Here is a 22,847-nt window from a genome sequence, read left to right on the forward strand (position 1 = left end):
AAAGTCCTCCTTAACGAAGATTAAAATATATTATAACATATTTATGATAAATAGTTAGATAATTGTATGACTCTTATGTGAATTATTGTTTTTTGTTTACGCAAATGTTACAATATCTACAAATATCTTTTAGAGGAGTAACTACAATGGATCTGGACGCTCTTTTTATTCTTCTGCAGCCCTGGCTCAGACCTTTTCTGGCGTTTGTTTTTTTTACATTTTTACGTTATTTTTACAGAGCCGTATTACTGCGTGTACTGCATCGTTTTAACAGCAAAACATCCTTTGAATACGGAGAAGACCTGCTGAACGCTTTTGAAAAGCCAGTGCATTTTTTCCTATTTATTTTTGCTATTTATGCAGCGCTTAATTGCTCGCCTTTGACCTTTATAGCTGACCATCCTTCTATCGATCAGCTTCTGCGCAGCTTTTTCATCATCTGTTTCATCTGGGGCCTTTACAACCTCAGCGACACTACGCATGGTATCGCAATGAAGGTACTCCTTAAAGCAGGCGTTGAATTTGATCTGGCGCTATCCAATGTGGTTTCCACAACCTTACGCATCCTGCTTATCATTTTGGGTTTTGTCATGATCGCCAAAGAATGGAATTACGATATTACCGGGTTTATCGCCAGTTTGAGTATTGGCTCACTGGCTGTCGCCCTAGCCGCTAAAGATTCTCTGGCCAACGTATTCGGCAGTCTGGTCATCATCATTGACAAACCTTTTGTGATCGGCGACTGGATCTCGGCTAACGGCATCGAAGGCACTGTAGAAAAAATCACTTTCCGCAGCACTTGTCTGCGTACTTTTCCACAGGAACTTGTCTATATCCCCAACTCCCTGCTCTCCAACACGGCCATCACCAATTTCAGTAAACGTGAAAAAAGACGGCTTGATTTTGTGTTGGGATTGACCTACGACACGACCTATCAGCAAATGGAAAAATTTGTCGGCCGCCTGCGCGAATATCTCATGCATCATGATGGTGTTTATGACGACGGCATCACCGTCAATTTTCAGGATTTCGGTGGCAGCAGCCTGGACATCAGAATAATCTGCTATACTAAGGCCAGCGCTTACGCCAGTTTTATGGATGTCCGCCAGCAAATCAACATCGATATTATGAAAATGTTAGAAGAAGAAAATCTTGGCTGTGCATTCCCAAGTACCAGCGTTTATTTTGAAACACCGCTGGTCCAAAAGCAAGCAGCTCCACCAACAGATGCCCCTAAAACTGAAGTACAAGCCTGAAACATAAAAAACGCTCCTTTTTTAAGGAGCGTTTTTTTATATTTTATTCCCATAGATCAACAATTGCGAATTTACCAACATCGACCAAGCCTTTATCGCTGAGCCTCAAACTGGGAATAACCGGTAACGCCAGAAATGAAAGGCAATTAAAAGCATTCACATTTTCCGGCACTCCCAGTTCAGCAGTCCAAAAGTTCAGCTGCTGCAGCTTATGCTGCACAAATTCAGTATTCTGATCACTCATCAGACCGGCAAGAGGCAGAGGCAGCATAGCTTTTACTTCTCCATCTGCCACCACTGCCAGGCCACCGCCGGCTTCCTGCAAAGCAACTGCAGCCGTCAGCATGTCCTGATCGTCAACCCCGACCACGACCACAATCAGATTATGCGAATCATGCGCTACAGTCGAAGCCAAAGCACCGCGCTGCAAACCAAAGCCCCGTACCAGGCCTACACCTGTATTCCCATTACTACCATGTCTTTCCCAAACTGCCAGTTTTAGAATATCACGCTCAGTATCACTCACAACGAAACCAGCTTCTGCTTTAGGCTGCACATATTCTGTTTCAGTCAAAATCTGCTCTGGAACAATGCGGATAACACGGGCCTTTCTGCCATTCATTACCGGCAAGCGCAGCTGCTGTTCACGCACATCTTCCAAGTGCATGGTATTCTCAGGATCTTTTAGCAGCGGCGGTGACTGCCAGAGCAGTTTTTGTTTATTTACAATAACGACACCGTTTTTTAGGACCAGCTGTGGCTGAAAATTTACCAGATTATTAAAAACACAGATATCCGCCTTATAACCGGGTGCTAATGCACCTCTGTCATACAGTCGAAACCTTTCTGCTGTATTCAAGGTCGCCATCTGTAATAACTGTTCAACAGGATAACCATGCGCTGTACCAATCTCAATCAAATAATTGATGCTGCCTTCACTCACAAGCTCATCTAAATGCCTGTCATCTGTTGCCAGACAGCAGCGGCGGCAATTAAGCGGCGTTACTGCCGGCAGTAAGGCTAACAAATTATGGGCCCCAGAAGCCTCTCTCAGCATCAGATAAGCACCTCGGCGCAGTTTCTCCATTGCTTCATCCGCCGTTGTTGCTTCGTGGTCAGAACTGATCCCTGCGGCCAGATAAGTATTGAGAGCTTTACCGCTTACACCTGGAGCATGCCCGTCGCACAGGCTGCAGCCAGCCAACGCAAGTTTATCAAGCACTGCTGCCGCAGCATTGATCGTCCCCGGATAATTCATCATCTCACCCAATCCCAGCACTCTTGGATGACTGACAAGCGGCTCCAGCTTTGCAGCCGTAAGCACGGTCCCGCTGGTCTCCATTTCAGTAGCAGGCACACAAGAAGGCAACATAAAGAAAACGTCTAAAGGTATTGCCTCTGTTTCTGTAAGCATCAATTCAATCCCTGCTGTTCCAAGGACATTAGCAATTTCATGAGGATCGGCAAAAATCGTCGTTACTCCATTCAAAAGTAAAATTTTTGCCAGCTCACGCGGAGCAACCATTGTACTTTCAATATGCAGATGAGAGTCCATAAAACCGGGAGTCACATATTTACCAGTAACATCAATTTCTTTTTTACCGCTGTAGCTGCCGATACCGGCAATAGTTTCTCCAACTATAGCTACATCGCCAATTTCCCATTCACCTGTAAAACTATTGAAAATACAACCGCCTTTTAACACTATGTCAGCTGGGACTTCGCCTCTGGCAGCAGCCAAAACCTCTGTCAAATCTATATTCTTCATCACAATTCACAACCTTTACCAAAAGTTCTCTGCTTTTATTGTCAGCCATACACAGTAAAAACGCAAGCTTTATTTTATTTATTTCTTCACTCTCAGACCTGGTTTTGTATTTTACATTCCCACCTTTAAAAAGGTATAAAAATAACAGGCGCCACCGAAACTGGTGACGCCTGTTATCAAGGGGAAAGGGTATCTATATGAACGGTAGCTGACCGTTATTTTTTCAAAACGGTAACGTAATATTTACCATTTTCTACTTCTACGCCATGGGAATCATGTTCAAAAGCAGGGAATTGTCTGTCAAAGCCTTCTAAGGCTTTCAGATAACCAAGTGCAGGGCCGTCGGCAGGACCGGCATTTTCACCAGGCATGATCAGCGGAATTCCAGGCGGATAAGGAACAATACCTGTAGCTAAGGTACGCTCAGCAACACCGTCAAGATCTACTTTTTCAACATTATCAAGCACCAGTTGTTCATAAGCTGCTGCCGGGCTCATATCAGGATGCGGCAATACAGCGAAACCTTCGGACATAAATTCTGTCGTTTTGAGCTCTTTCATTGCTGCAAACATTTCCTCGCACAAGTCGCGCAGGCCCATACCTGCATAACGCTGCGGAGCTGCTTTAACAACATCAGGCAATACTTCTTCCAAAGCAGTGTTGTTGTCATAGTCTTCTTTAAATTTGATCAAGGTATCGATCAAAGTGCCCCATTTACCTTTAGTAATACCGATAGAGAACAGCATCAGAACAGTAAAGTCAGTTGTCTTCTCAGGAATGATGCCATTGGCAGTAAGATAAGCGGACAAAATGGAAGCAGGTACGCCCATTTTACCCAACCCGTCAGGACCGATGCCCGGAGTGGTGATAGATACTTTGATCGGGTCTAACATGCAGTATCCGTCTTCGATATCACCGAAGCCGTGCCATGCTTCATTGGGATGCAGGACCCAGCATTCCGGTTCGGTAGCCAGGTATTCGGGATTGGCCAGACGAAAAGCAATTTTCTTGCCTTCAGCGTCTTTAACAAAATCAGGCTGCCAGCAGTTAAAGAACCATTCGCCCTGATCGGCAAAGTCTGCATTCAGTTTTGCCATCAATTGACGGAAGGCTACTGCTTCATGGATCGATTCGTCAGTCAGCGCTTTACCGCCTTTACCATCCATCATTGCTGCTGTGATATCGTTAGAAGCAATAATCGGATAGTTCGGGGAGGTAGATGCCTGCATCATAAAGGATTCATTAAAACGGCTGTGATCGACATTCTTTTTACCTTCACGGATATGAATGAAGGAAGCCTGAGAAAGAGCAGCCAGTAATTTATGGGTGGATTGAGTTGCAAAAACCGTCATATCAGTTGGTTTGTGGTCGGCAGGATTGCCGTACATGGCAAAGCGGTCTTTATAAATAGGATTGAAGCGGGCATAGCCATACCATGCTTCGTCAAAATGCATGCGGTCAACGCTTTGTCCAAGTAATTCTTCAACACGACGGGCATTGTAACACAAACCATCATAGGTGGAGTTGGTAACGATTGCATGTACAGGAGTAGAATCTATATCTTTAGTAATCAAGGAGTTTTCAGAAATAGTTTTCTTGATTGCTTCAGCCTGCAAAGCTTGCGGCGGGATAGGACCGATAATACCGTAGAAGTTACGCAGCGGCATCATATAGTTAGGGATAGCGCCGCTCATGGTCATCGCCTGTTCTATGGATTTATGGCAGTTACGGTCACACAATGCAACCTGATTATGAGTTACGCAAGCCATAAAGATTACTCTGTTAGAGGTAGAAGAACCGTTGGTAACATGATAGGTACGATGAGCGCCGAATACTTTAGCGGCATATTTTTCACTGGCACCGATCGGTCCGGAATGATCAAGCAAAGAACCAAGTTCGCCGACAGAGATCGATAAATCGCTGCGGAACAGATTTTCGCCAAAGAAATCAAAATAAGCACGTCCTGCAGGTGCTTTCATAAAAGCAGTACCGCCGGTATGACCCGGAGTATGCCAGGAATATTCATGCACCTGAGAGAATTTAGCCAAAGCCTTAAACATCGGCGGCAGCAGATTTTTCAAATAAGTATCAATCGCTGCTTCGATACGGCCGGCAATAAAGTTAGCAGTATCTTCATACAACCAGATGAAGTCACTGGTTTCTTTCAATACTTCCAGAGGAATATCAGCAACGTCGGCACGATCTGCAAATAAAAATACAGGTACGTTTTCGGCACGGCTGCGCAGTTTGTTTAAAACATCTTTAGCAGCCTGATGTGTATTGTCTTCTGCCAGATCCCAGTCCAGAAGTATTGCTTGGATCATCGGGTCAGCGACAATCATCATTTCGGCATCGAATGCTGTTGTAGCGGTGAGCACTTCAATTTCATGTTCTCCTAAAACATTACTCAGTTTATCGAGAGCACTTTCATCCAGGGTATTATGATCGCAAAGGTCATGTACCAACAAAATTCTTTTGCCTTTTGTTTTGGAAATAATCATTTTTTTCACTCCTTAATTAATTTTTTAGTTATCTATGCTAACAGATTGAGTAGTAGTAGAACCTACCTTATCCGGAGCTTGTGTAGTAGTCGTTATGTTAGTACGATGTTTGAGTTCCATATTTTTATCGATACCGACAGAGTACCAGAACGTACCGACCAAGGTAAGGATCGTAATAGCCAGGGAAGTGTAACGAACCCATCTCGGCGAGAATCCGCCAGGAGTTTCGTGCAGCTCTTCCAGCTCATGTTTTCTGGTAACAGCGCCGGAGAAGAATACGATCGTAGCGATAACGAAGATCAGTGACCACCGTGTCTGGTTACCATTGGATGTTACAAGTGCAGCCATACTGTAGACAGCTGCTATCAAACCGATGATACATGATTTATTGTAATCTTTCGGTGATAACTTTCCATAACCTAAAACCTTGATAGAAATACTGGAATAAATATAAGGCAGTAAAGTCAGGATAACGGCTATTGATGCGATCTTACCAAATTGCTGACTGGCAGACGGCGACATGGTTGCCAAAACCTGTATTGTCATGATACCAGCAACAATAGCCAAGCCTGCAGAAGGCACGCCTTTAGAGTTGGTACGGGCAAAAACATTACCGAACAAACCGTCATCAGCAGCAGCTTTAGCACTTTGTCCAACCAGCAGCGTCCAGCCTGCCAGCGAACCCAGGCAGCCTAAAGCCGCACAGATAGCTACGCCGTTACCAGCGATTTCACCGAAGGCCAGTCTTGCGGCATCAGCAAAAGGTGCCGATGAATTTGCAAGTGCATGGTTCGGAATCATGCCCATAATAACAGAAGAACTTAAAACATAGCAGACAGCGGCTAAAATTACACCACCAATAGTTGCAATTGGAACATTCTTTTTAGGATTTTTAACAACGCCGGCAGATACAGAAGCACTCTCGACGCCAATAAAAGCCCACAAAGTAAAGTTCAATGTCATACCAATAGCACTGACAGTGCTTTTACCTGTTACGTTCCATGCATCCATGTAGGTTTTGCCGTCAAACCAGAACCAGCCTAAGATTGCGGTACCGATAATAGGAATCAATGCCAGAGTAGTGGTTACTGATTGAATACGCCCGACCAGTTTAGGGCCGATCATATTAGCGTAAGCAAACAGCCAGATAACGCAGATCTGCGCCAGAGCAAAAGCAAATGGATTTTTTAAAGCCGGGAAAAAACTGATCAGATAACCGATACCTACAACTGCCAGACCAACGTTACCGATAACATTTGCCAGCCAGTAAATGAGGTTTGTCTGATACCCCATATAATCGCCGAAGGCTTGACGCGTATAAGCGTAAGGACCGCCGGCAGCAGGATCAATAGAAGATAACTTTGCAAATGTAAGTGCCAGAGCAATAGCACCTATACAGGTAACTATCCAGCCGAATACTGCAACGCCTCCTATTGCCGCCAAATTCGCAGGCAACATAAATACGCCGGAACCCATCATATTACCGGCAACCATCAATGTTGCAGCAACGACACCTATTTTATTACTGTTGTCGTCTTGATTCATAATAAAACCTCTCCTTTCGATTATTTGCCGTCAGCAGCGGATGGGAATCTTGGCTTTCGGCAAATCATACATAAAGCCAGCTTTGCAGCATTTTTCTTTATGCGGTTTCTTGCTTCGGATAAATCTTACACCCGTTACAAACAAAATATCCAAGCAAGAAATTTTCATTTACTTTTTAATATGTTTTTTTAAAAAAGTTAGAGTAAAACGCCAGAACTTCTATCGTAACAATCCCGCCTGCATGGGCTTGCCGCCAACATATAATTTTCTACGGAGAAATAATCTCCAAATCATTTTTACGTCTTACTGATCTGAGTTATTTTTTTACTTTGCTTAATTTACTAAAGTATTTTCCACACAAAAATAAACTGTGCGCTAATACAGCAGTAGCTTAAGCCTCAAGCAACCCCTGGCAGCTTTTTATATTGTAAATAAACCAATTGTTGCATATTCTCACAGCTAAAAAACAAAAAAGCCCTGCCTTATAAGGCAGGGCTTTTTTGTTTTGATTATTATTCAGTTATTTTTTCTCTACTGCTTTGCAAGTCAATTATTCCATATTAATCTGAACTAAAATAAAATTTCATGAGTTTCATATCCTTAGTACTAAAATGCATATCCACATTTTTCCAATAATAGTTTTGCCAACAAAAAAACGCGCCTGCCGAATCGGCAAACGCGTGTGTTTACTGGTGTCCTGGAAGGGAATCGAACCCCCGACCTATCGCTTAGGAGGCGATCGCTCTATCCTACTGAGCTACCAAGACGTAAATGCTCTATTGTTTTCAGAACCCTTTTACTATAACACAAATAGAGAAAGCGTTCAATCACAAATTTTCTGTCATTCCCGGAGGCATACTCCATTCCACCAAGACGTCTGTATTGAACCAAAGTCTTGTCAGGCAAATTTTAAAATTATCAAGGTTTTCCAACGGATCCAGTGTTTTAGTAACAAACTGCCGGACCGTATCTCCTTCCTGCACATCCAAAGTCAGCTTTTCATTTAAAAATTTTTCTACTTTGGCTTTTGCTTCAGCAACGCCTAAAACAATTTCTGCTTTTTTATTTTCGCTATCATATTCAACATAGCCATAATTGCCATGATAGTTCAAGGTTACAGCAAATTTGCTCATTCTTTTTCCTCCTCAAAACTTCTGCATACATTATAGCAACTCGCAGCAAATTCTACAATAAGCAGTATTACTTACGCGATTAAATTACTCTTTACTGTCTTTGCTGTACATTGGCCGCAGTCTTACTTCCATCGGAATTTTATCAGCAGCGGCCGCCAAAAGCGCTTCCTCATATAAGGAGCTCTGAGCGCTTACAGGCGTTGCTTTATTGGTGACACGTCTGTAGGTCCCGTTAGACTGCATCATATGCGCACCGACATTATCCCGCAGATACAAGTCAAGAATCTCTTTGATACGCTTAATATGCTCTTCGCTCTCGACCGGGAAAAACAGTTCCACACGATCATTGAGATTTCTAGGCATCCAATCGGCACTGGACAGATACAGCTGCTGTTCCCCGCCGTTAGCAAACCAGAAGATGCGGCTATGCTCCAGTTGCCTGCCTACAATACTGCGAACAGTGATGTTTTCGCTGATCCCTTCCACTCCGGCCCGCAATCCGCAAATACCGCGTACAATCAATTCTACCTGTACGCCTCCGATCGAAGCTTCATATAATTTTTGAATGACCTGCTGATCGATCAAAGAATTCATTTTTACAATGATGTGTCCCTTGTTGCCAGCTTTGACCTGCGCTATTTCATTATCAATAAGCTCATAAATTTTATCGCGCAGCCCTAAAGGCGCCATTACCAGTTTATTCCATAATGGCGGCTGCGAATAACCTGACAGCAGATTAAAAAATGCCGAGGCGTCGCTGCCGAACTGATCGTTAGCGGTTAAAAGTCCCATATCTGTATACAGCTTGGCTGTATTGTCGTTATAATTGCCAGTGCCAAGATGAACATAACGTTTAATGCCATCGGCTTCCTTACGTACGATCAGAATGATCTTAGCATGAGTTTTCAGCCCTACAAGTCCGTAAATAACATGGCATCCGGCTTGTTCCAGACGTCTGGCCCAGATAATATTATTTTCTTCATCAAACCGTGCCTTAAGCTCTACTAATACCGTGACCTGCTTTCCATTCTCAGCAGCACGCGCCAGTGCGGCTACGATAGGTGAATTACCGCTGACACGGTATAAAGTCTGCTTAATCGCCAGAACCTTGGGGTCTGAGGCGGCATCACTAACCAGCTTTACAACAGGATCAAAGCTTTCATAGGGATGGTGCAGTAAAATATCTTTTTTCCTGATAGCGCTAAATAAATCGCTGTCATCCGGCAATTCTAAAGGACGCTGCGGCACAAAAGGCTCATAGAGCCACGGCCACATACCAGACAGACTGGCAAATTTAAAGAAACAGGTCGCATCAAGCGGTCCGTTAATTTCAAAAATTTCCTGTTCTGATAAATCAAGATTGTCACTGAGGAATTTTTTGATACGCAGATTAGCTGTTTTATTTAATTCCAAACGCACTGCTGCGCCGCGTTTTCGTTTACGCAGAGATTTCTCTACTTCCTTCAGCAAATTATCTATATCGTCTTCATCAACGTCAAGATCAGAGTCACGCGTAAGTCTAAACGGCACTACATCCAAAATTTGGCAGCCGTTAAAAAGATCATGGCAATTTTCAATGATAATATCTTCCAAAAATACAAAGGTCCGCTTGCCTTCACCCTCTACCTCAACGAGCCGCGGCAATACTGAAGGGACCTGTACCAAACCCATGCTTTGCTCTTCATCCTGATTAATGATCTCTACCGCCAAATTCAGTGTCTTATTCGCCAAAAACGGAAACGGTCTGGAAGCATCAACAGCCATAGGCGTCAAAACCGGATAAACAACCTCACGGTAATATTCATCCAGCCAGCCGCGTCCTTTTTCACTGATCTTACTTACACGGCAGATCCTGATACCATTACTTTCCAGCTCTTTAAGAATCGACAGCATATATTTATACTGGAGCTTGACCTGTTCATGCGCAGAAGCGCTGATTTCATCCAATTGTTCCTTGACTGTAAGTCCGGAAGCATCACGCTGATTGATTCCATCTTCCCACTTATCCCACAGTCCGGCCACACGCACCATAAAAAATTCATCCAGATTAGACGCGGTAATCGCAACAAACTTCAAGCGTTCCAGCAGCGGCGTCGTTTTGACTGCAGCTTCCTTCAGTACGCGCAGGTTAAATTTCAGCCAACTCAATTCACGGTTAAAAAAATATTCAGGTTTGTTCAAATCTATGCTTTTCATCTATTCACTCACCCGTTCTAAAATTGCTTTCAAGCCGTAAACTTCTTCAAAAAATGTCGCTTTACCCGCGAAAGTCCATTCTTCCAAAGTCAAATCGACCTTGCTTTTAGTTTCAATTAACATCGTCCCATCTTTAATGCTGACTTTGCAAAATTTGATTTTCTGCTGATAACTGCGGTCCATCGCATCAGCTAGACGCACTAAGGCAGCTATTTTCGCTACTAACGGCGTCAGTTCTTTTTCCATTTCCGGGCTGCCGGCCTTGTTTTCAAAGAGCTGATTGGCATGGTAATAGCTTGCCAGCGCCACGATTTTTTTATCATTATCACTGAACCCTAAAATGTCCGTTGACATAATAAGCTTATAGGTATAAAGCGAATGACTGCGCATCGAAATATATTTACCGATATCATGCAGCAGCGCCGTAGCCTGCACTAAAGTGCGGCAGTGCTCATCCATACCATGGCTTTTACTTAATTTATCAAACATTGCCAGCGCCAGCCGTTCTACCTGTTTGGCGTGCTTAACGTCATAATTATAATGTTCGCCGATATTATGGATCAGGCTTAATTGCTCTTTTTCAAGCTCGGCAGCATACTCTTTATCTGTCTTCGGGCCTATATGCAGCAGCTGAATGCCATCGATAAAACGATCGGCGGTAATAATTATCTCTTTTGTCGGCACTAACGCCAGCAGCTGTTCATATAAAAGAATCGTCGGCAGTACTAATTCTGCCACACTTTCCTTTATCTTGAATACCTTTATGATCTGCGGCAGATTTAGTTTGTGGACCTTATTAAAAAGTTCCATAAACTCCTCGGCTTTAATCCTTGTTACCTTAGCCTGAGTATCCAGTCCCAACATCTGTAAAAGCAGTTCGGTTTCCGTACCGGAAAGGATCAAATAGCGGATATTGGCATCCTTCAGAGCTTCACGCACAGGCCCCATCGTACTGGCCAGAAACTCTGTCAGCGCCAGATTGAACTGCATACCATTGCGCTGATTACGGTTAAAACTTTCTTTAATCCTGATGATGCCTACATGAAAATTCTGCTGATATTTAATTTTTTCATCATCAACAAAAGTGATGCCCAACCCACCCGAAGAAATATCCATCAGCAGCATACCATAATCTTTGCCGTTAATGCCTTCACTGCGCAAAGTCTGCCGGATCGCCGTATACTTGGTATAAATTTCCTGTGGCATATCAACAACTTTTACTTTCAAACCAGTTTTGATATAAATCTGATCCAGCAAAAACACCTGGTTCAACGCTTCACGCACAGCGGTCGTTGCCTGCACACTGCATTCTTCCACACCATATTCGGACATCAGGCGTTTGTAGCCCTGCAGCAGTTCACAGATTTCGCTGACCATACTGAAAGGGATAATTTTATTTTTAAAAGTTTCTTCGCCCAATTTGACTCTGTGGTTGCATTGTTCGATTACTTTTACCTTATTCATATTGCGGTATTCAACTATTTGCATGCTGATCATCTCTGATCCGAGATGTATCGCGGCAAAGGTTGTATAGCTTTTCTTTTTCACAAACAAACCTCCTCCATTTTATATTAAATTCGACATCAGACCTCTAAATCCTTGCACAAACGTTACTTTTTACAATTCTTTACGTAAAATTTTACAAAATCACTTAAATTACGCAGGATTTTTTTAATCTGTGAGTAATATATAAAATATATCTTTTTAATAGAGGAACGTTTTCTATTTACTGGGAGTGAAAAATATGCAGCGTATCGCAATCATCGATATCGGTTCTAACTCAGCCCGTCTTGTAATCAGCCATATTTATAAAAATGGCGCTTACAACATGGTTTATAATCAAAAAGAAGCATTGCGGCTCAGTCAGAAGCTTGATAAAACCGGTCGTTTAACAGAAGAAGCTTTCGCTTCGACCCTGGAAACGATGAAAAGCTTCGCTTATATGTGCCGGCTTTATAATGCCGACAAAACCATTGCCGTGGCTACAGCCGCTATCCGCTCAGCTCCAAACGGCCCTGAACTGACGCGTCTTGTAGAAGCAGAAACAGGTATTACCCTGCATATCATTACAGGTAATACCGAGGCCTACATCAGTTATCTGGGCGTTATCAATACGCTGCCGGTTAAAGATGGTATTATCTTTGACCTGGGCGGCGGCAGTACCGAATTGATCCTCTTTAAAAACAGGCAGATCGTTGAGTCTGTTTCTCTGCCCTTCGGCGCAGTAAACACTACCGATATGTTCAATACACGCGGTACTATGTCACCTAATGTTTACAGCGATATGAGCTTTTTCCTGCTCAGCCGTCTTTCACAGCATCCCTGGCTCAAACAAAACAGGCTGCCGCTTATAGGTGTCGGCGGTACGGCGCGTACCCTTGGCAAAATGCAGCAGAAGCGCAGTAAATACCCGTCTTCAAAAATCCATAACTACAAATTTTCAGCACAGGCTTTCCATGATATTTTCAGCCAGCTGCGCAGCACAACTTTAGAACAGCGCCGTAAAATAGCCGGTCTCAGCAGCGAACGTGCCGATATTATTTTAGCCGGTGCCGGTATCATTAATTGTTTACTGGAAACAACCGGTTGTAAACAAATGATCATTTCCGGCTGCGGTTTACGTGAAGGATTATTTTTCGATTACTATTCCAAATCCGAAAATCTGCCCCTGATCGCGCCCGATATCCTGGATCGCAGTACGCAGAATATTTTAACTCTCTATACCCCTGACACTACGCACAGCAAACATATCACCGAGCTTGCACTGACTATGTTTGACGCCTGGAAAGATTTACATAAGCTGGACAAGGATTATCGAAAGCTGCTGAAAACAGCGGCTCTGCTGCATGATATCGGTATCACCATCAACTTCTACAGCCACGCCCGGCACAGTGCGTATATGATCCAAAACGCTCAGATTTTCGGGCTTTCACATCGTGAACAGCTGATAACTTCCGCTATCGCCGGCTGGCATAACGGCATCTCCAAAAATTATTTTCGGGATCGAAACTACAAAGAATTGTTAAACGAAAATCACTGGCAGGCTATCAATAAATTAGCTTTATTGCTGGCGCTGGCAGAAAGCCTTGATTATTCACAAACCAATCAGATACGCGGCATCCAGCCACGTATCGAAAAAAAACATGCTGTACTGACATTACATGCCGAAGGTATACCCAGCATCGAGATGCATCAGATCAAACAGCATATCCGTTGGTTTGCCAAAGTTTTCGGTGTCGAGCTCAGCGTGCAGCTGGGATAAAAAATACCTGTTATTTAAACATAATCAACGTTTAGATAACAGGTATTTTTATTTTTTATTTTGCCGCAGCCTGCAGAATTCCGTAAACCATCAGCACACTGTTATAAAGATCTTCTTCCAGTATAAATTCATCGACCGTATGTACTTCACTCATACCAGTGCCTAAAATAACACAGGGCACACCATAAGCATTAATAAAGTTTGCATCACTGCCGCCGCCAGTCACCGTAACATCCGGTATAAAACCGTTTGCCTTGCAGGACTCCAGTGCCAGCGTCACAACGTCAGAATCATGACTAAGGTCAAAAGGCTGATACTTATGAATGATCTCCACATCCACCTTACCGCCATTAGCAACAACACCTGCAGTGACAGTATTAACCAGATAATCACGCTGAGCAGCCAGTTTATCCAGATTACGGCTGCGAACGTCGCTTTGGATCTCTACCAGATCAGGAACAATATTAGTAGCTAACCCGCCATGGATAACGCCGATATTACAAGTCGTTTCTTCATCAATCCTGGCATATTTTTCAACACCGGCTAAAGCTTTAGCTGCAACCAGAATCGCATTGATGCCTTTTTCAGGAGCAAGTCCGCCGTGGGCAGTTTTACCGTGCACTTTAAAATGTACCCTGTCCTGTCCCGGAGCAGCCGTAACGATTTCTCCCGGATGGCCCTCACTGTCCAGAGCATAGCCAACATCGGCATGCAGCAGGCTCTTATCCATACAGCGCGATCCGTTAACACCGCCTTCTTCAGCAATCGTGAACAAAACCTGGATATCACCGTGTTCAGCCTTTGTTTCCTGCAGCATCCGCACTGCTTCCAGAATAGCCACTACACCGGATTTATCATCACTGCCTAAAATAGTAGTCCCATCTGACAGGATCTTACCATCTTTTTTAACGACCTTGATGCCTTCGCATGGTTCCACGCAATCCATATGCGCGGTCAGCAGCACACGTTTCGCTCCGACTTTGTTCCCCGGCAACCATCCCCATAAATTGCCGCATTCGCCGCCTAATTCTTTACCTGCATCATCTTCCTGTGTCACAAAACCCAGATCTTTCAGCTTCTGCTGCAGAAGTTCAAAAACCTGCCTTTCTTTCAGAGTATGACAGGGAACAGAAACCAATTCCACAAATTCATCAAAAATTCTTTCTTTGTTTGCTTCTGCCATTGTCAACACTACCTTTCAAAATTATAAATTACAGCCAGCCGGTATGTTCCAAAAGAATCTTCGTCCCAATAATGATAAGGACACAGCCGCCCACTAACGTAGCTCTGCTGCCGATCCTCTCTCCTAACCTGAAGCCAGCCAAACCACCTACCATAGAAAAAATAAAAGTTACCAGACCGATCAGCCCGGCCGCAGTCCAGATATCCACATCTAAAAAAGCAAAACTCACACCAACCGCTAAAGCATCGATGCTGGTAGCTACAGCCAATGTCAGCATTTCCCTGATATTATAATGCTGCTTTAAATTACAGCTGTCAGCAGCATCGGCCTCACGCAGCATGTTGATTCCCAAATAGATCAAAAGAATGAAAGCTATCCAATGATCATAGGTTTCAATATAAGATCTGAACCTTATTGCGCAGAAAAAACCAACAACAGGCATCAGTGCCTGAAAAAATCCAAACCAGATGCCAAAACGCAAGGCTCCACTAAAACGCGAAGCCGGAGCTAAAGCCAAGCTACCGCAGATAGAAACTGCAAAAGCATCCATCGCCAGACCTACGGCTAAAAGCAATAACTCTAGTAAACCCAAATCTAACCCTCCACAACAAGTTTAGTCTAATTCACTGACAGCATCAGTCCCAAAAATATCTTCAATAAAATGCTTAGATTTTTCTTTAACTTCTGCATCCACATATCCCTGAACCTGCAATAAAGCATAAGTAATAGCCACAAAATCATCACTATAACCTAAAACAGGCGTCAAATCGGGAATAAAATCCAAGGGCGCAATCAAATAACCGATAGCTCCCGTAATAAGTGCTTTCTGTTTCAACGGCACATCAGGTTTCTGTAAAACATACCACAGCTGCAGCACTTTATAAACTGCCCCTACACCAATTATTTTGGCATATTTCCGCAGTTTTTCCTTAAAACTGCGCTCGCTGTAATCCTGTTTATATTTCTGCAGTTCCTGTGTATTGATTTTAGAACTGTCAAAGCTTTTCTCATCCTGCTTTTTATCTGTCATCTTCTATCGCCTCAGCAAACGTCCTTACCATGATACTTGATTAAAAATCTTCTGTCTTTCCTGATCTTCAGAACACGAAATAAACTGGAAACCAGCATCACACCAACGGCTATAGCGCACGAATCGGTTATTGCCGTCAGCAGAATCGACATACCGCCATTATAATCATTATTGATTACGGCAAACATCCCTTTATAGATACCTAACCCAGGAACCAACGGAATAATACCGGGAATGACAAAAACAGTTGCCGGCTGTTTAAAAATCCGTGCTGAAAGCTCACTCAAAAGCGCCAAAGCAAGCGTCCCGAAAAAGTTGGCATAAAACGAACTGTAACCCATCTGATCACGCAGACTTATAAAAACCACCCAGCCAACAGCTCCAATCAAACCATCTGTCAGCAAGATTTTTTTAGGTGACTGAAATAATACCGCAAAAGCCATTGTTGCAATAAATGCAAAAATAAAGGAAGTGATTATTTCCATAAATCCCACCCCCACAATACCCAGGCACGCAGCGCGAAGGCGATACCAATAGCAATAGATGCAGCAAAGAGCAGAGCCTCTGCTATCCTCGCATTGCCGGAAAGCAAATCTCCTGCCATATAATCACGCAGACCATTAGTAAAAGCCACACCAGGTACAAAAGGCATCAAAGCACCAACAATGATTTTTTCCATCGTGCATTGCACGCTTACAGCACAGCAAATGAGCGCTACGACACCAATTGCCACACCAGCCAGCGCATTCTCCCAAAACGCACTTGGGCGATAGCCTGCAATCTGTTTCAAAACCAGCATGGCAATACCGCCAGTTATAAAAGCAGCAATAAAATCATGGCTGTTGCCGCCCAGCATCGCCGAAAAAGAAGCTGATGCTATAGCAGAAGCCAGACAAACCTTCCATTTGCCATAAGGCACCTGTGCTTTCAGTTTTTCTTCCAGCCAGGCCATCGTTCCACGATAGCTCATTGGCCAGCGCTCAAATTTATAAGACATATCATTCATTTCACTGATCATGCCTAAATTGGTGGTACGATAACGAATTCGGCTGACACAGTTAAAACTGTCAACCTGTTCGTTACCCAAAATTATTACCGTCGGGGTTACAAAAATATCAACTTCATAGCCATTAGCAATACAAAAGCGGTTAATAGTATCCTCTACACGATACGTTTCCGCACCGCTTTTGAGTAAAATTTTACCTACCATCAATGCTACTTTTAAGGTTTCGTCACGCGTCATTTTATTTTCATGCGCTTGTTCCATAATCATTCCCCGTTAGTAAACAGCTGTGCAACTGCAGCCTTAAAACGATTGGCGCCTCCCATGGATGGATGCGGAACGCAAGCTACGCATTCAACTCCATAACGCTGCAGTGTCCCTGCTGATTTTTGACCAATAGCAACTATTTTTAAAGTTGGCACTAAAGCCAACAGCATTTTTGCATATTCTATACCCGCATCCAGCTCCTCATTCGTAGGAGTTCGATTAGTAAGCAGATCATCTTTTTTATGCGGATGAAAGGGAAAAATATTCCATAAAATGGTATCAAAAGCTGACAATTCATGTCTTGCCAAAGTATTCCACATTACTGTCGCCGTAGGCTCATTAAAACCGCTTTGTTTTTGTGTGCTTTTAAGCAGTTCACTTTCAGGGTTACTGGTTCTGCGGTAATCCCACTCACCTAAAACTGCCTCAGGCTTTATATCAGGATGCAGGCCCAGTAAAATCCGTTCGGAAGTCATCGCCATTCCCGAGAAATGTCCGCCCTGATAACCAAGACCTTCCGCAATAAATAAATAATGCGCCTTTTGACGCAGCTGCAAATATCTGGTCAAATTAGCCGCACGGATAACAGGAGCATCACTGCTTATATCACATTTGGGGTCGTAATCACGCCAAGGATTGAAAACCAAAGGACTTCGATATTCTTTTAATGCCTGCATGAAATTCTCAATTTTCACATTATCCCTCCGACGTTTATTATATCATAAAAAAATGTTAAGCATAGTGCTGCAGAACGCAGATTTTTTGCAAAATACCGTATTGTAAATAAATAAATAGAAAAACGCCCGCAGCAAAAGCGGGCGTTCCTTGCTAAAATCAGAACAGCAGAATGACCATGCCTGCCAGCAAGGCCAGAGTAATACCCAAAGCATTACGTTTGCAAACTTCCATCGGATCGACACCGGCAATACCGGCGCAGATAATGGTCGCACCTGCAATCGGAGACATTGTCCGTCCCAAGGTTCCACCCAAGGCAGCCATGGAACCCATATCAATAGCCTGCAATCCAAACTGTGCCGCATGCGGAGTAACAGCTTCGTTAAAAGCTACAGTTGCAGCATCGCCGGAACCGGAGATCATTGCCAGAATAAACGGGCCAAAGGTTGCAGCGATCTTAACGATGCCGGTAGATTCAAGCATCCAGTTGATCAGGGCTTTGACCAGCCCCAGAGACTGCATTCCGGAAACGAAAACGCCAACAGAAATGATGATACCAATAATATTGGCATAAGCATCCCCCATGCCATCAAAGAAAGATTTCGTCAGCTTAGTAGGGTTACTGCGAGTCACAGCCAAGCTCAGCAAAGCGCCGATCAACATAGCCTGAGGCACACCCATTTTCAGAATCGGTGCCATCCCTGTAGAACCAACCAGTAAAATAATTACCGGCAGCAGCGGCATCAGAGCATACAGCGGATTAATCTTTAAATCCTCAGCCACCGCATCGTTACCGCCTTCCGGCAGATAACCTTTATTTTCTTTCAGGAAAATAGCAAGGATAGTCAATGTGGTTGCAGCGATAATAACACCAACGATATCAGCCATCATATGGTGAGTAATAACTTCGGTGATTTCAACATTAGACAATTTGGCAATAACGCCGTTATGTACCAGGCCGGGATTCAGCATACTCCCATAAGTACCTGATTTTACGGCAGCTGCTGCCATCGCCGGGTGGATACCGGCAGACATCAGAATAGGAATAAAAATAACACCGACAGCAGCACTGCAGCCTGCCGCGCTTGGAATTGCTATATTAATGATAAAAGTCGCAATAGTAGCACCAGGGATGAGCATAAAGCCCATTTTTTTCAGCACTTTACCAATAGCGACAACCAAATGTTTATCACAGCCGGTATATTTCATAACCATAGCAAAACCCATGCAGGAACATACGGAAGTAATAAGTCCGGCATTTGTCATACTTTTAGCAAATGCATCCAATGCTGCCATAGGTTTACCAGCAATAACAGCCATTAAAATACCTGCAGCAATCAGCACCATTCTTGATTCATGTCTTTTCAACAGCAGATAAATGACGCCGATAACAATAATTGCACCAATAATTACCATCATAAATAACCCCTCCCAAAAAATTAATACAAGGTATTATAGCATTGCTGCAATGTAAAATTCCAGTATTTACGTATATGTATACAAAATACATTCACTATGTGCTGAATATTTTTATTGATTTTTAAGCTGACGTTCGGAATATTCATGAATTATATAATTTGTCAGCGCATCTTCATATTCTGTAGCCGGCGAAGGATTATCCATCTGATCTTCAAAAGACAGGTCAGCAGAATAATAGAATGCCTTTCCGCCAAAATATCCTAAAGCAAACGGCGTTTCGACACTTTCCAGCAAATTACGTCCCATAAAATCTTCCGGAGCCTTAATACCAGCCAGATATAGTAAGGTCGGAGCCAAATCGATCTGAGAAGCATAATCTTTCGTCATTAAATTATTCAACGGCTGTAAATTTTTAGATACGAAAAGCAACGGGATAGGGGCAATACTTTTCCTGTCATTCTCATTAGTTACGATTTTTGTATATTCTCCACCTGAATGAGGATTATGATCAGCTGTAATTATAAAGAGAGTCCTGTCATCCATCAAACCTTTAGCTTCAGCTTCCTCAAAAAAGTTTTTCAGTGTCTGATCGACCCAATACATGCCTCGAATCGTCACCAGCTCGTGATCGCGTACTGCCGGTGGCATATTCTCCCAGCTGATACCATAGTAAGGATATGGCTGATGCATATCCAGCGTTTTGGTTACCAGCAGCATTTTATCTTTACGCCCGGCTTCTAAAAGCCGCAGCGTTTCCTTATACAACACATCATTATGATAACCCCAGCCGCTGGCGCCGCTGTATCCCAGATCCTGCAGGTATTCTTTGGCATAATACTCCTGCATGCCAAACTGCTGCGGATATTCGCGCACTTCATTACTATAATACTGACTGGACGCATTCATAAAAATACCGCGCCAGCCTGCTTCCTGTACAGATCTGAACAGAGACCCCTGCTTTGCACCGTTGATCTCTTCATCAAAAATCAGATGTGAACGAAAAGTCGCATTCAAGCCTTGCGTTGTCGGGATCGCTGAAGAATAGTAATTATCCAGACGAGGATATTTTGCCAGCAAGCTGTCTAAAAACGGTGTCGTTTCCTGCGGAATATTTTTATTATAAAAACCTATATAATCACGATGTACTGATTCCAAAACCAGCAATACAATTTTATCATATTGCGCTTCCAACGGCTGCAGCACCTGCTGAGTCCTTAAAATCCCCAGTTCTTTCAGCACACGTTCGTCTTTTGCTGTCAGAGGGCGCTGCTCAATATGTTTACGTCTGGCGATCTTATCCGTATCAAACAACATTTTGCTGGCAAAATTAATATTGACAGGCGTCGTCAATAAATTACGATAATCACTGCGGATCATTTCACTGGTTTCGTCGCCCCAAACACAAACATATTCCGTCAAAATATATTTATTGACCTGCACCATTGACCAATATGAAAGATTCAAGCCCAGAAAAAATACGGATACGCACAACAGCGACCAGGCAAAATTCGGTTTACGTTTTTGAGGCTTCGTCACCCGGAACAACAATAAAACAGCAGCAACAGCAAAACCTATCCCTGCAAGCTGTATCGCCGTCATACCTGATAAAACACCCTGAACAGCATAAATATTTAAATTTTTGAACAAAACACTTTCGACATGCATCGAAGTCTGCCAAAAATAAAACGCATCAAAAATCATTGTCAGCGCAGTTATAAAATACACAGCAAAATAAACTGACTTCATTAGCATAGAAGGCCATTTATGGTAACACATTGCCGCCAAAAGTACTAAAACAATATTATTGTTTAAACCTGTAAGGACAGCTAATACCGTTAAAAACCCTTTATCAAGGCTCAGCTGATTGACCATAAAGCCAGCAATCAGCAAATACAGCACACCGATAACAACCACCGGGAAATAACGTTTCGTACGGTCAACAAGACGATTTCTCCTGAAATACAATAAGCCCGCTACACCAGCTAAAAGCAGGTCCCGCAGGCAATTATTAACGACCGTCATCCACCATTCGTCTTCAGGAAACGGTACTATTTCAATATAAAATTGACGCGCAAAAAATGCTTCAGCCGCAAAAAGCAGCAAAAGAATTACCAAGATAATACTGCGCCTATACATATTTTCACATCCGCTTACTTATGCTAAAAAGTTGATTGGAACAGGATGCAGCTCTATCTGCAGCGGTGCTGAAGTAATAGCATCCCCATCAAGCTCAGCAGCGAAATCTTCCACATTACAACGAATCTCTATTTTCTGCGCATGCCTGATGATGATACTTTTATCAAGCTGCAGCGCTTCCATCGCAATGACTGCTGCATAGCGCATAAAGTCAGCCCTGGTATCACCGGTAAAAATAGCTACATGCAGCTGCGGCACACATAATGAAGCCCCATTGAACAAGCTGTAACGTCCTGCATAATAACGGCTTTTGCCAACGATTACAGAGGAAGCCTCATACCATTCTTCCTCATCATCTAACCGCACCTGAAACTTATAGCGCCAGTTACTATAGACAAATTCTTTCCGCATCATCTCTGTTCCCTGCCAAACATAAGCCAGCTTTGACAGCAATTTCTTCTCCAGTTCAGATACGTTATCGACTACCAGCGAATCGAACCCGATCCCTGCTACCGTTAAAAAAATATGACCGTTAGCCTTACCAAGCTGCACAGGCGAAACAATTCCTTTGCTAACGCGTTTGACCCATTTTCCTGGATCATTGCTCATTAAAAGTTCTTTTGCTACCAAATTAACTGTCCCAGCAGGAAAAACACTGACATACGGCATATGTTCATGTTTGGCAAAAACATCGATTATTGCACGCAAAGTACCATCACCGCCTGCAACAATTATCCAGTCATATTTTTCCTGACAAATACGAGCTGCCAGACCTGCAACCTGCTCGAAAGACTTAATTTCAACAATTTCCAAACTTTTCGGATCAATAACCTGTTTCAATCTTTTTTTTACTTCATTTACTCTTGCCAACATACTTGCAAACAACTGCTTGCCAGAGTTCCGATTATAAACGATCATTACTTTTTGAAAAGCTGCAATGTCGACACGATTCGGCATATTCTAATCTCCTATTTCATCAATCCAGCAAATACAACTGGCCTTACTTCATCGATATAGCACAATCTACCCGATATTACCGGCAGATACGCGCTGTCAAAAAATCCACTTTTTACGGGCTAGATAATTCCAAATGACTACAATGCAGCTGGCCAATACTTTGGCAAACATCGGCTGCAATAACATCATTCCTACAAAAATATACATTAAAATCAAATTAAAAGCAAGCCCCATAATACTAACGGCAAAAACTAAAGAAAGTTCTTTACCCTTTTCATATCTGGCACCGCTGGTAAAAACCAAAATATTACCCAGGAAATAATGATACAGCGTTGCCAGACAGAACGCTGCAGCCGTCGCCAGCATATACTCCATACCTATCCCCTGGTTAAAGCCGTAAAAAAACGCCCACTCTACCAGCGCCGCCGTACCGCCGACAAACAAATATAAAATTATCTTGATCCATTCTTTGTCAGTATAATCGACGCCGAACAACGTTTTTTTAGACATAATTAC

18 protein-coding genes and 1 tRNA gene are annotated in these 22,847 nt (G+C 43.2%); 2 read left to right on the forward strand and 17 right to left on the reverse strand.

Going from position 1 to position 22,847, the window contains the following annotated elements:
- Nucleotides 1-146 precede the first annotated feature (146 nt).
- Complete coding sequence (locus PFJ30894_RS00120) at nucleotides 147-1,256, forward strand: mechanosensitive ion channel family protein (protein ID WP_167456989.1); 1,110 nt, start codon at nucleotides 147-149, stop codon at nucleotides 1,254-1,256.
- A 43-nt stretch (nucleotides 1,257-1,299) separates the two neighbouring features.
- On the opposite strand, the gene ade is transcribed toward PFJ30894_RS00120, so the two are convergent.
- From ade to PFJ30894_RS00155, 7 genes are all read right to left on the reverse strand, one after another.
- Complete coding sequence (gene ade / locus PFJ30894_RS00125; RefSeq protein WP_125668711.1) at nucleotides 1,300-3,024, reverse strand: adenine deaminase; 1,725 nt, start codon at nucleotides 3,022-3,024, stop codon at nucleotides 1,300-1,302.
- A 215-nt stretch (nucleotides 3,025-3,239) separates the two neighbouring features.
- Entirely contained in the window at nucleotides 3,240-5,525 is a 2,286-nt protein-coding gene (locus PFJ30894_RS00130; RefSeq protein ID WP_021718052.1) for an Orn/Lys/Arg family decarboxylase, read from the reverse strand.
- A gap of 24 nt (nucleotides 5,526-5,549) precedes the next feature.
- Complete coding sequence (adiC, locus tag PFJ30894_RS00135; RefSeq protein WP_021718053.1) at nucleotides 5,550-7,070, reverse strand: arginine/agmatine antiporter; 1,521 nt, start codon at nucleotides 7,068-7,070, stop codon at nucleotides 5,550-5,552.
- 690 nt (nucleotides 7,071-7,760) lie between these two features.
- Nucleotides 7,761-7,837, reverse strand: a tRNA-Arg gene (locus PFJ30894_RS00140).
- 60 nt (nucleotides 7,838-7,897) lie between these two features.
- Nucleotides 7,898-8,203, reverse strand: a complete 306-nt coding sequence (locus PFJ30894_RS00145; RefSeq protein WP_021718054.1) for a hypothetical protein — start codon at nucleotides 8,201-8,203, stop codon at nucleotides 7,898-7,900.
- Nucleotides 8,204-8,287: 84 nt separating this feature from the next.
- Nucleotides 8,288-10,399 (reverse strand): RNA degradosome polyphosphate kinase, encoded by a 2,112-nt coding sequence (locus tag PFJ30894_RS00150; RefSeq protein WP_125668712.1) that lies wholly within the window; start codon nucleotides 10,397-10,399, stop codon nucleotides 8,288-8,290.
- Nucleotides 10,400-11,947, reverse strand: a complete 1,548-nt coding sequence (locus PFJ30894_RS00155; protein WP_125668713.1) for a Ppx/GppA phosphatase family protein — start codon at nucleotides 11,945-11,947, stop codon at nucleotides 10,400-10,402.
- A 196-nt stretch (nucleotides 11,948-12,143) separates the two neighbouring features.
- Here PFJ30894_RS00155 and ppx point away from each other — a divergent pair, with 196 nt between their 5' ends.
- Entirely contained in the window at nucleotides 12,144-13,661 is a 1,518-nt protein-coding gene (ppx, locus tag PFJ30894_RS00160) for an exopolyphosphatase (protein ID WP_125668714.1), read from the forward strand.
- 55 nt (nucleotides 13,662-13,716) lie between these two features.
- On the opposite strand, the gene PFJ30894_RS00165 is transcribed toward ppx, so the two are convergent.
- From PFJ30894_RS00165 to PFJ30894_RS00210, 10 genes are all read right to left on the reverse strand, one after another.
- Complete coding sequence (locus tag PFJ30894_RS00165; protein ID WP_125668715.1) at nucleotides 13,717-14,844, reverse strand: M20/M25/M40 family metallo-hydrolase; 1,128 nt, start codon at nucleotides 14,842-14,844, stop codon at nucleotides 13,717-13,719.
- Nucleotides 14,845-14,872: 28 nt separating this feature from the next.
- Entirely contained in the window at nucleotides 14,873-15,394 is a 522-nt protein-coding gene (locus PFJ30894_RS00170; RefSeq protein ID WP_173020267.1) for a manganese efflux pump MntP, read from the reverse strand.
- A 63-nt stretch (nucleotides 15,395-15,457) separates the two neighbouring features.
- Nucleotides 15,458-15,874 carry a YkvA family protein gene (locus tag PFJ30894_RS00175; RefSeq protein ID WP_125668716.1) on the reverse strand — a complete coding sequence of 139 codons (417 nt, stop codon included), beginning with the start codon at nucleotides 15,872-15,874 and terminating at the stop codon, nucleotides 15,458-15,460.
- Nucleotides 15,875-15,885: 11 nt separating this feature from the next.
- The gene (locus PFJ30894_RS00180; protein WP_021718061.1) at nucleotides 15,886-16,359 is read right to left on the reverse strand and encodes a threonine/serine exporter family protein; all 474 of its coding nucleotides are present in this window, start codon (nucleotides 16,357-16,359) and stop codon (nucleotides 15,886-15,888) included.
- On the reverse strand, nucleotides 16,350-17,141 hold the full coding sequence (locus tag PFJ30894_RS00185) for a threonine/serine exporter family protein (protein ID WP_044491796.1): 792 nt from the start codon (nucleotides 17,139-17,141) through the stop codon (nucleotides 16,350-16,352). The genes PFJ30894_RS00180 and PFJ30894_RS00185 overlap by 10 nt, the downstream gene beginning before the upstream one ends.
- A gap of 2 nt (nucleotides 17,142-17,143) precedes the next feature.
- Nucleotides 17,144-17,839 (reverse strand): uracil-DNA glycosylase, encoded by a 696-nt coding sequence (locus PFJ30894_RS00190; RefSeq protein ID WP_231997916.1) that lies wholly within the window; start codon nucleotides 17,837-17,839, stop codon nucleotides 17,144-17,146.
- Between the two features lie 139 nt (nucleotides 17,840-17,978).
- Nucleotides 17,979-19,238: a C4-dicarboxylate transporter DcuC gene (gene dcuC / locus PFJ30894_RS00195; protein WP_021718064.1), complete on the reverse strand. Its 1,260-nt coding sequence runs from the start codon at nucleotides 19,236-19,238 to the stop codon at nucleotides 17,979-17,981.
- A gap of 111 nt (nucleotides 19,239-19,349) precedes the next feature.
- A complete protein-coding gene (locus tag PFJ30894_RS00200; RefSeq protein WP_167456990.1) occupies nucleotides 19,350-21,374 on the reverse strand; it encodes an LTA synthase family protein in 2,025 nt (674 codons plus the stop codon).
- Nucleotides 21,375-21,392: 18 nt separating this feature from the next.
- Nucleotides 21,393-22,331 (reverse strand): diacylglycerol/lipid kinase family protein, encoded by a 939-nt coding sequence (locus PFJ30894_RS00205; RefSeq protein WP_125668717.1) that lies wholly within the window; start codon nucleotides 22,329-22,331, stop codon nucleotides 21,393-21,395.
- A 96-nt stretch (nucleotides 22,332-22,427) separates the two neighbouring features.
- Nucleotides 22,428-22,841: a GtrA family protein gene (locus PFJ30894_RS00210; protein WP_113077409.1), complete on the reverse strand. Its 414-nt coding sequence runs from the start codon at nucleotides 22,839-22,841 to the stop codon at nucleotides 22,428-22,430.
- Nucleotides 22,842-22,847: the final 6 nt, after the last annotated feature.

It is taken from the genome of Phascolarctobacterium faecium (assembly GCF_003945365.1).
Taxonomy (GTDB): domain Bacteria; phylum Bacillota; class Negativicutes; order Acidaminococcales; family Acidaminococcaceae; genus Phascolarctobacterium; species Phascolarctobacterium faecium.

Bases quoted from the DNA above. Each gene is read 5' to 3' on its own strand.
- dcuC (WP_021718064.1), bottom strand. From the start codon at position 19,238: ATGATGGTAATTATTGGTGCAATTATTGTTATCGGCGTCATTTATCTG.
- PFJ30894_RS00130 (WP_021718052.1), bottom strand. From the start codon at position 5,525: ATGATTATTTCCAAAACAAAAGGCAAAAGAATTTTGTTGGTACATGAC.
- ade (WP_125668711.1), bottom strand. From the start codon at position 3,024: ATGAAGAATATAGATTTGACAGAGGTTTTGGCTGCTGCCAGAGGCGAA.
- PFJ30894_RS00165 (WP_125668715.1), bottom strand. From the start codon at position 14,844: ATGGCAGAAGCAAACAAAGAAAGAATTTTTGATGAATTTGTGGAATTG.
- PFJ30894_RS00170 (WP_173020267.1), bottom strand. From the start codon at position 15,394: ATGGATGCTTTTGCAGTTTCTATCTGCGGTAGCTTGGCTTTAGCTCCG.
- PFJ30894_RS00175 (WP_125668716.1), bottom strand. From the start codon at position 15,874: ATGACAGATAAAAAGCAGGATGAGAAAAGCTTTGACAGTTCTAAAATC.
- PFJ30894_RS00205 (WP_125668717.1), bottom strand. From the start codon at position 22,331: ATGCCGAATCGTGTCGACATTGCAGCTTTTCAAAAAGTAATGATCGTT.
- PFJ30894_RS00180 (WP_021718061.1), bottom strand. From the start codon at position 16,359: ATGGAAATAATCACTTCCTTTATTTTTGCATTTATTGCAACAATGGCT.
- PFJ30894_RS00210 (WP_113077409.1), bottom strand. From the start codon at position 22,841: ATGTCTAAAAAAACGTTGTTCGGCGTCGATTATACTGACAAAGAATGG.
- PFJ30894_RS00200 (WP_167456990.1), bottom strand. From the start codon at position 21,374: ATGTATAGGCGCAGTATTATCTTGGTAATTCTTTTGCTGCTTTTTGCG.
- PFJ30894_RS00150 (WP_125668712.1), bottom strand. From the start codon at position 10,399: ATGAAAAGCATAGATTTGAACAAACCTGAATATTTTTTTAACCGTGAA.
- PFJ30894_RS00120 (WP_167456989.1), top strand. From the start codon at position 147: ATGGATCTGGACGCTCTTTTTATTCTTCTGCAGCCCTGGCTCAGACCT.
- PFJ30894_RS00145 (WP_021718054.1), bottom strand. From the start codon at position 8,203: ATGAGCAAATTTGCTGTAACCTTGAACTATCATGGCAATTATGGCTAT.
- ppx (WP_125668714.1), top strand. From the start codon at position 12,144: ATGCAGCGTATCGCAATCATCGATATCGGTTCTAACTCAGCCCGTCTT.
- PFJ30894_RS00185 (WP_044491796.1), bottom strand. From the start codon at position 17,141: ATGGAACAAGCGCATGAAAATAAAATGACGCGTGACGAAACCTTAAAA.
- adiC (WP_021718053.1), bottom strand. From the start codon at position 7,070: ATGAATCAAGACGACAACAGTAATAAAATAGGTGTCGTTGCTGCAACA.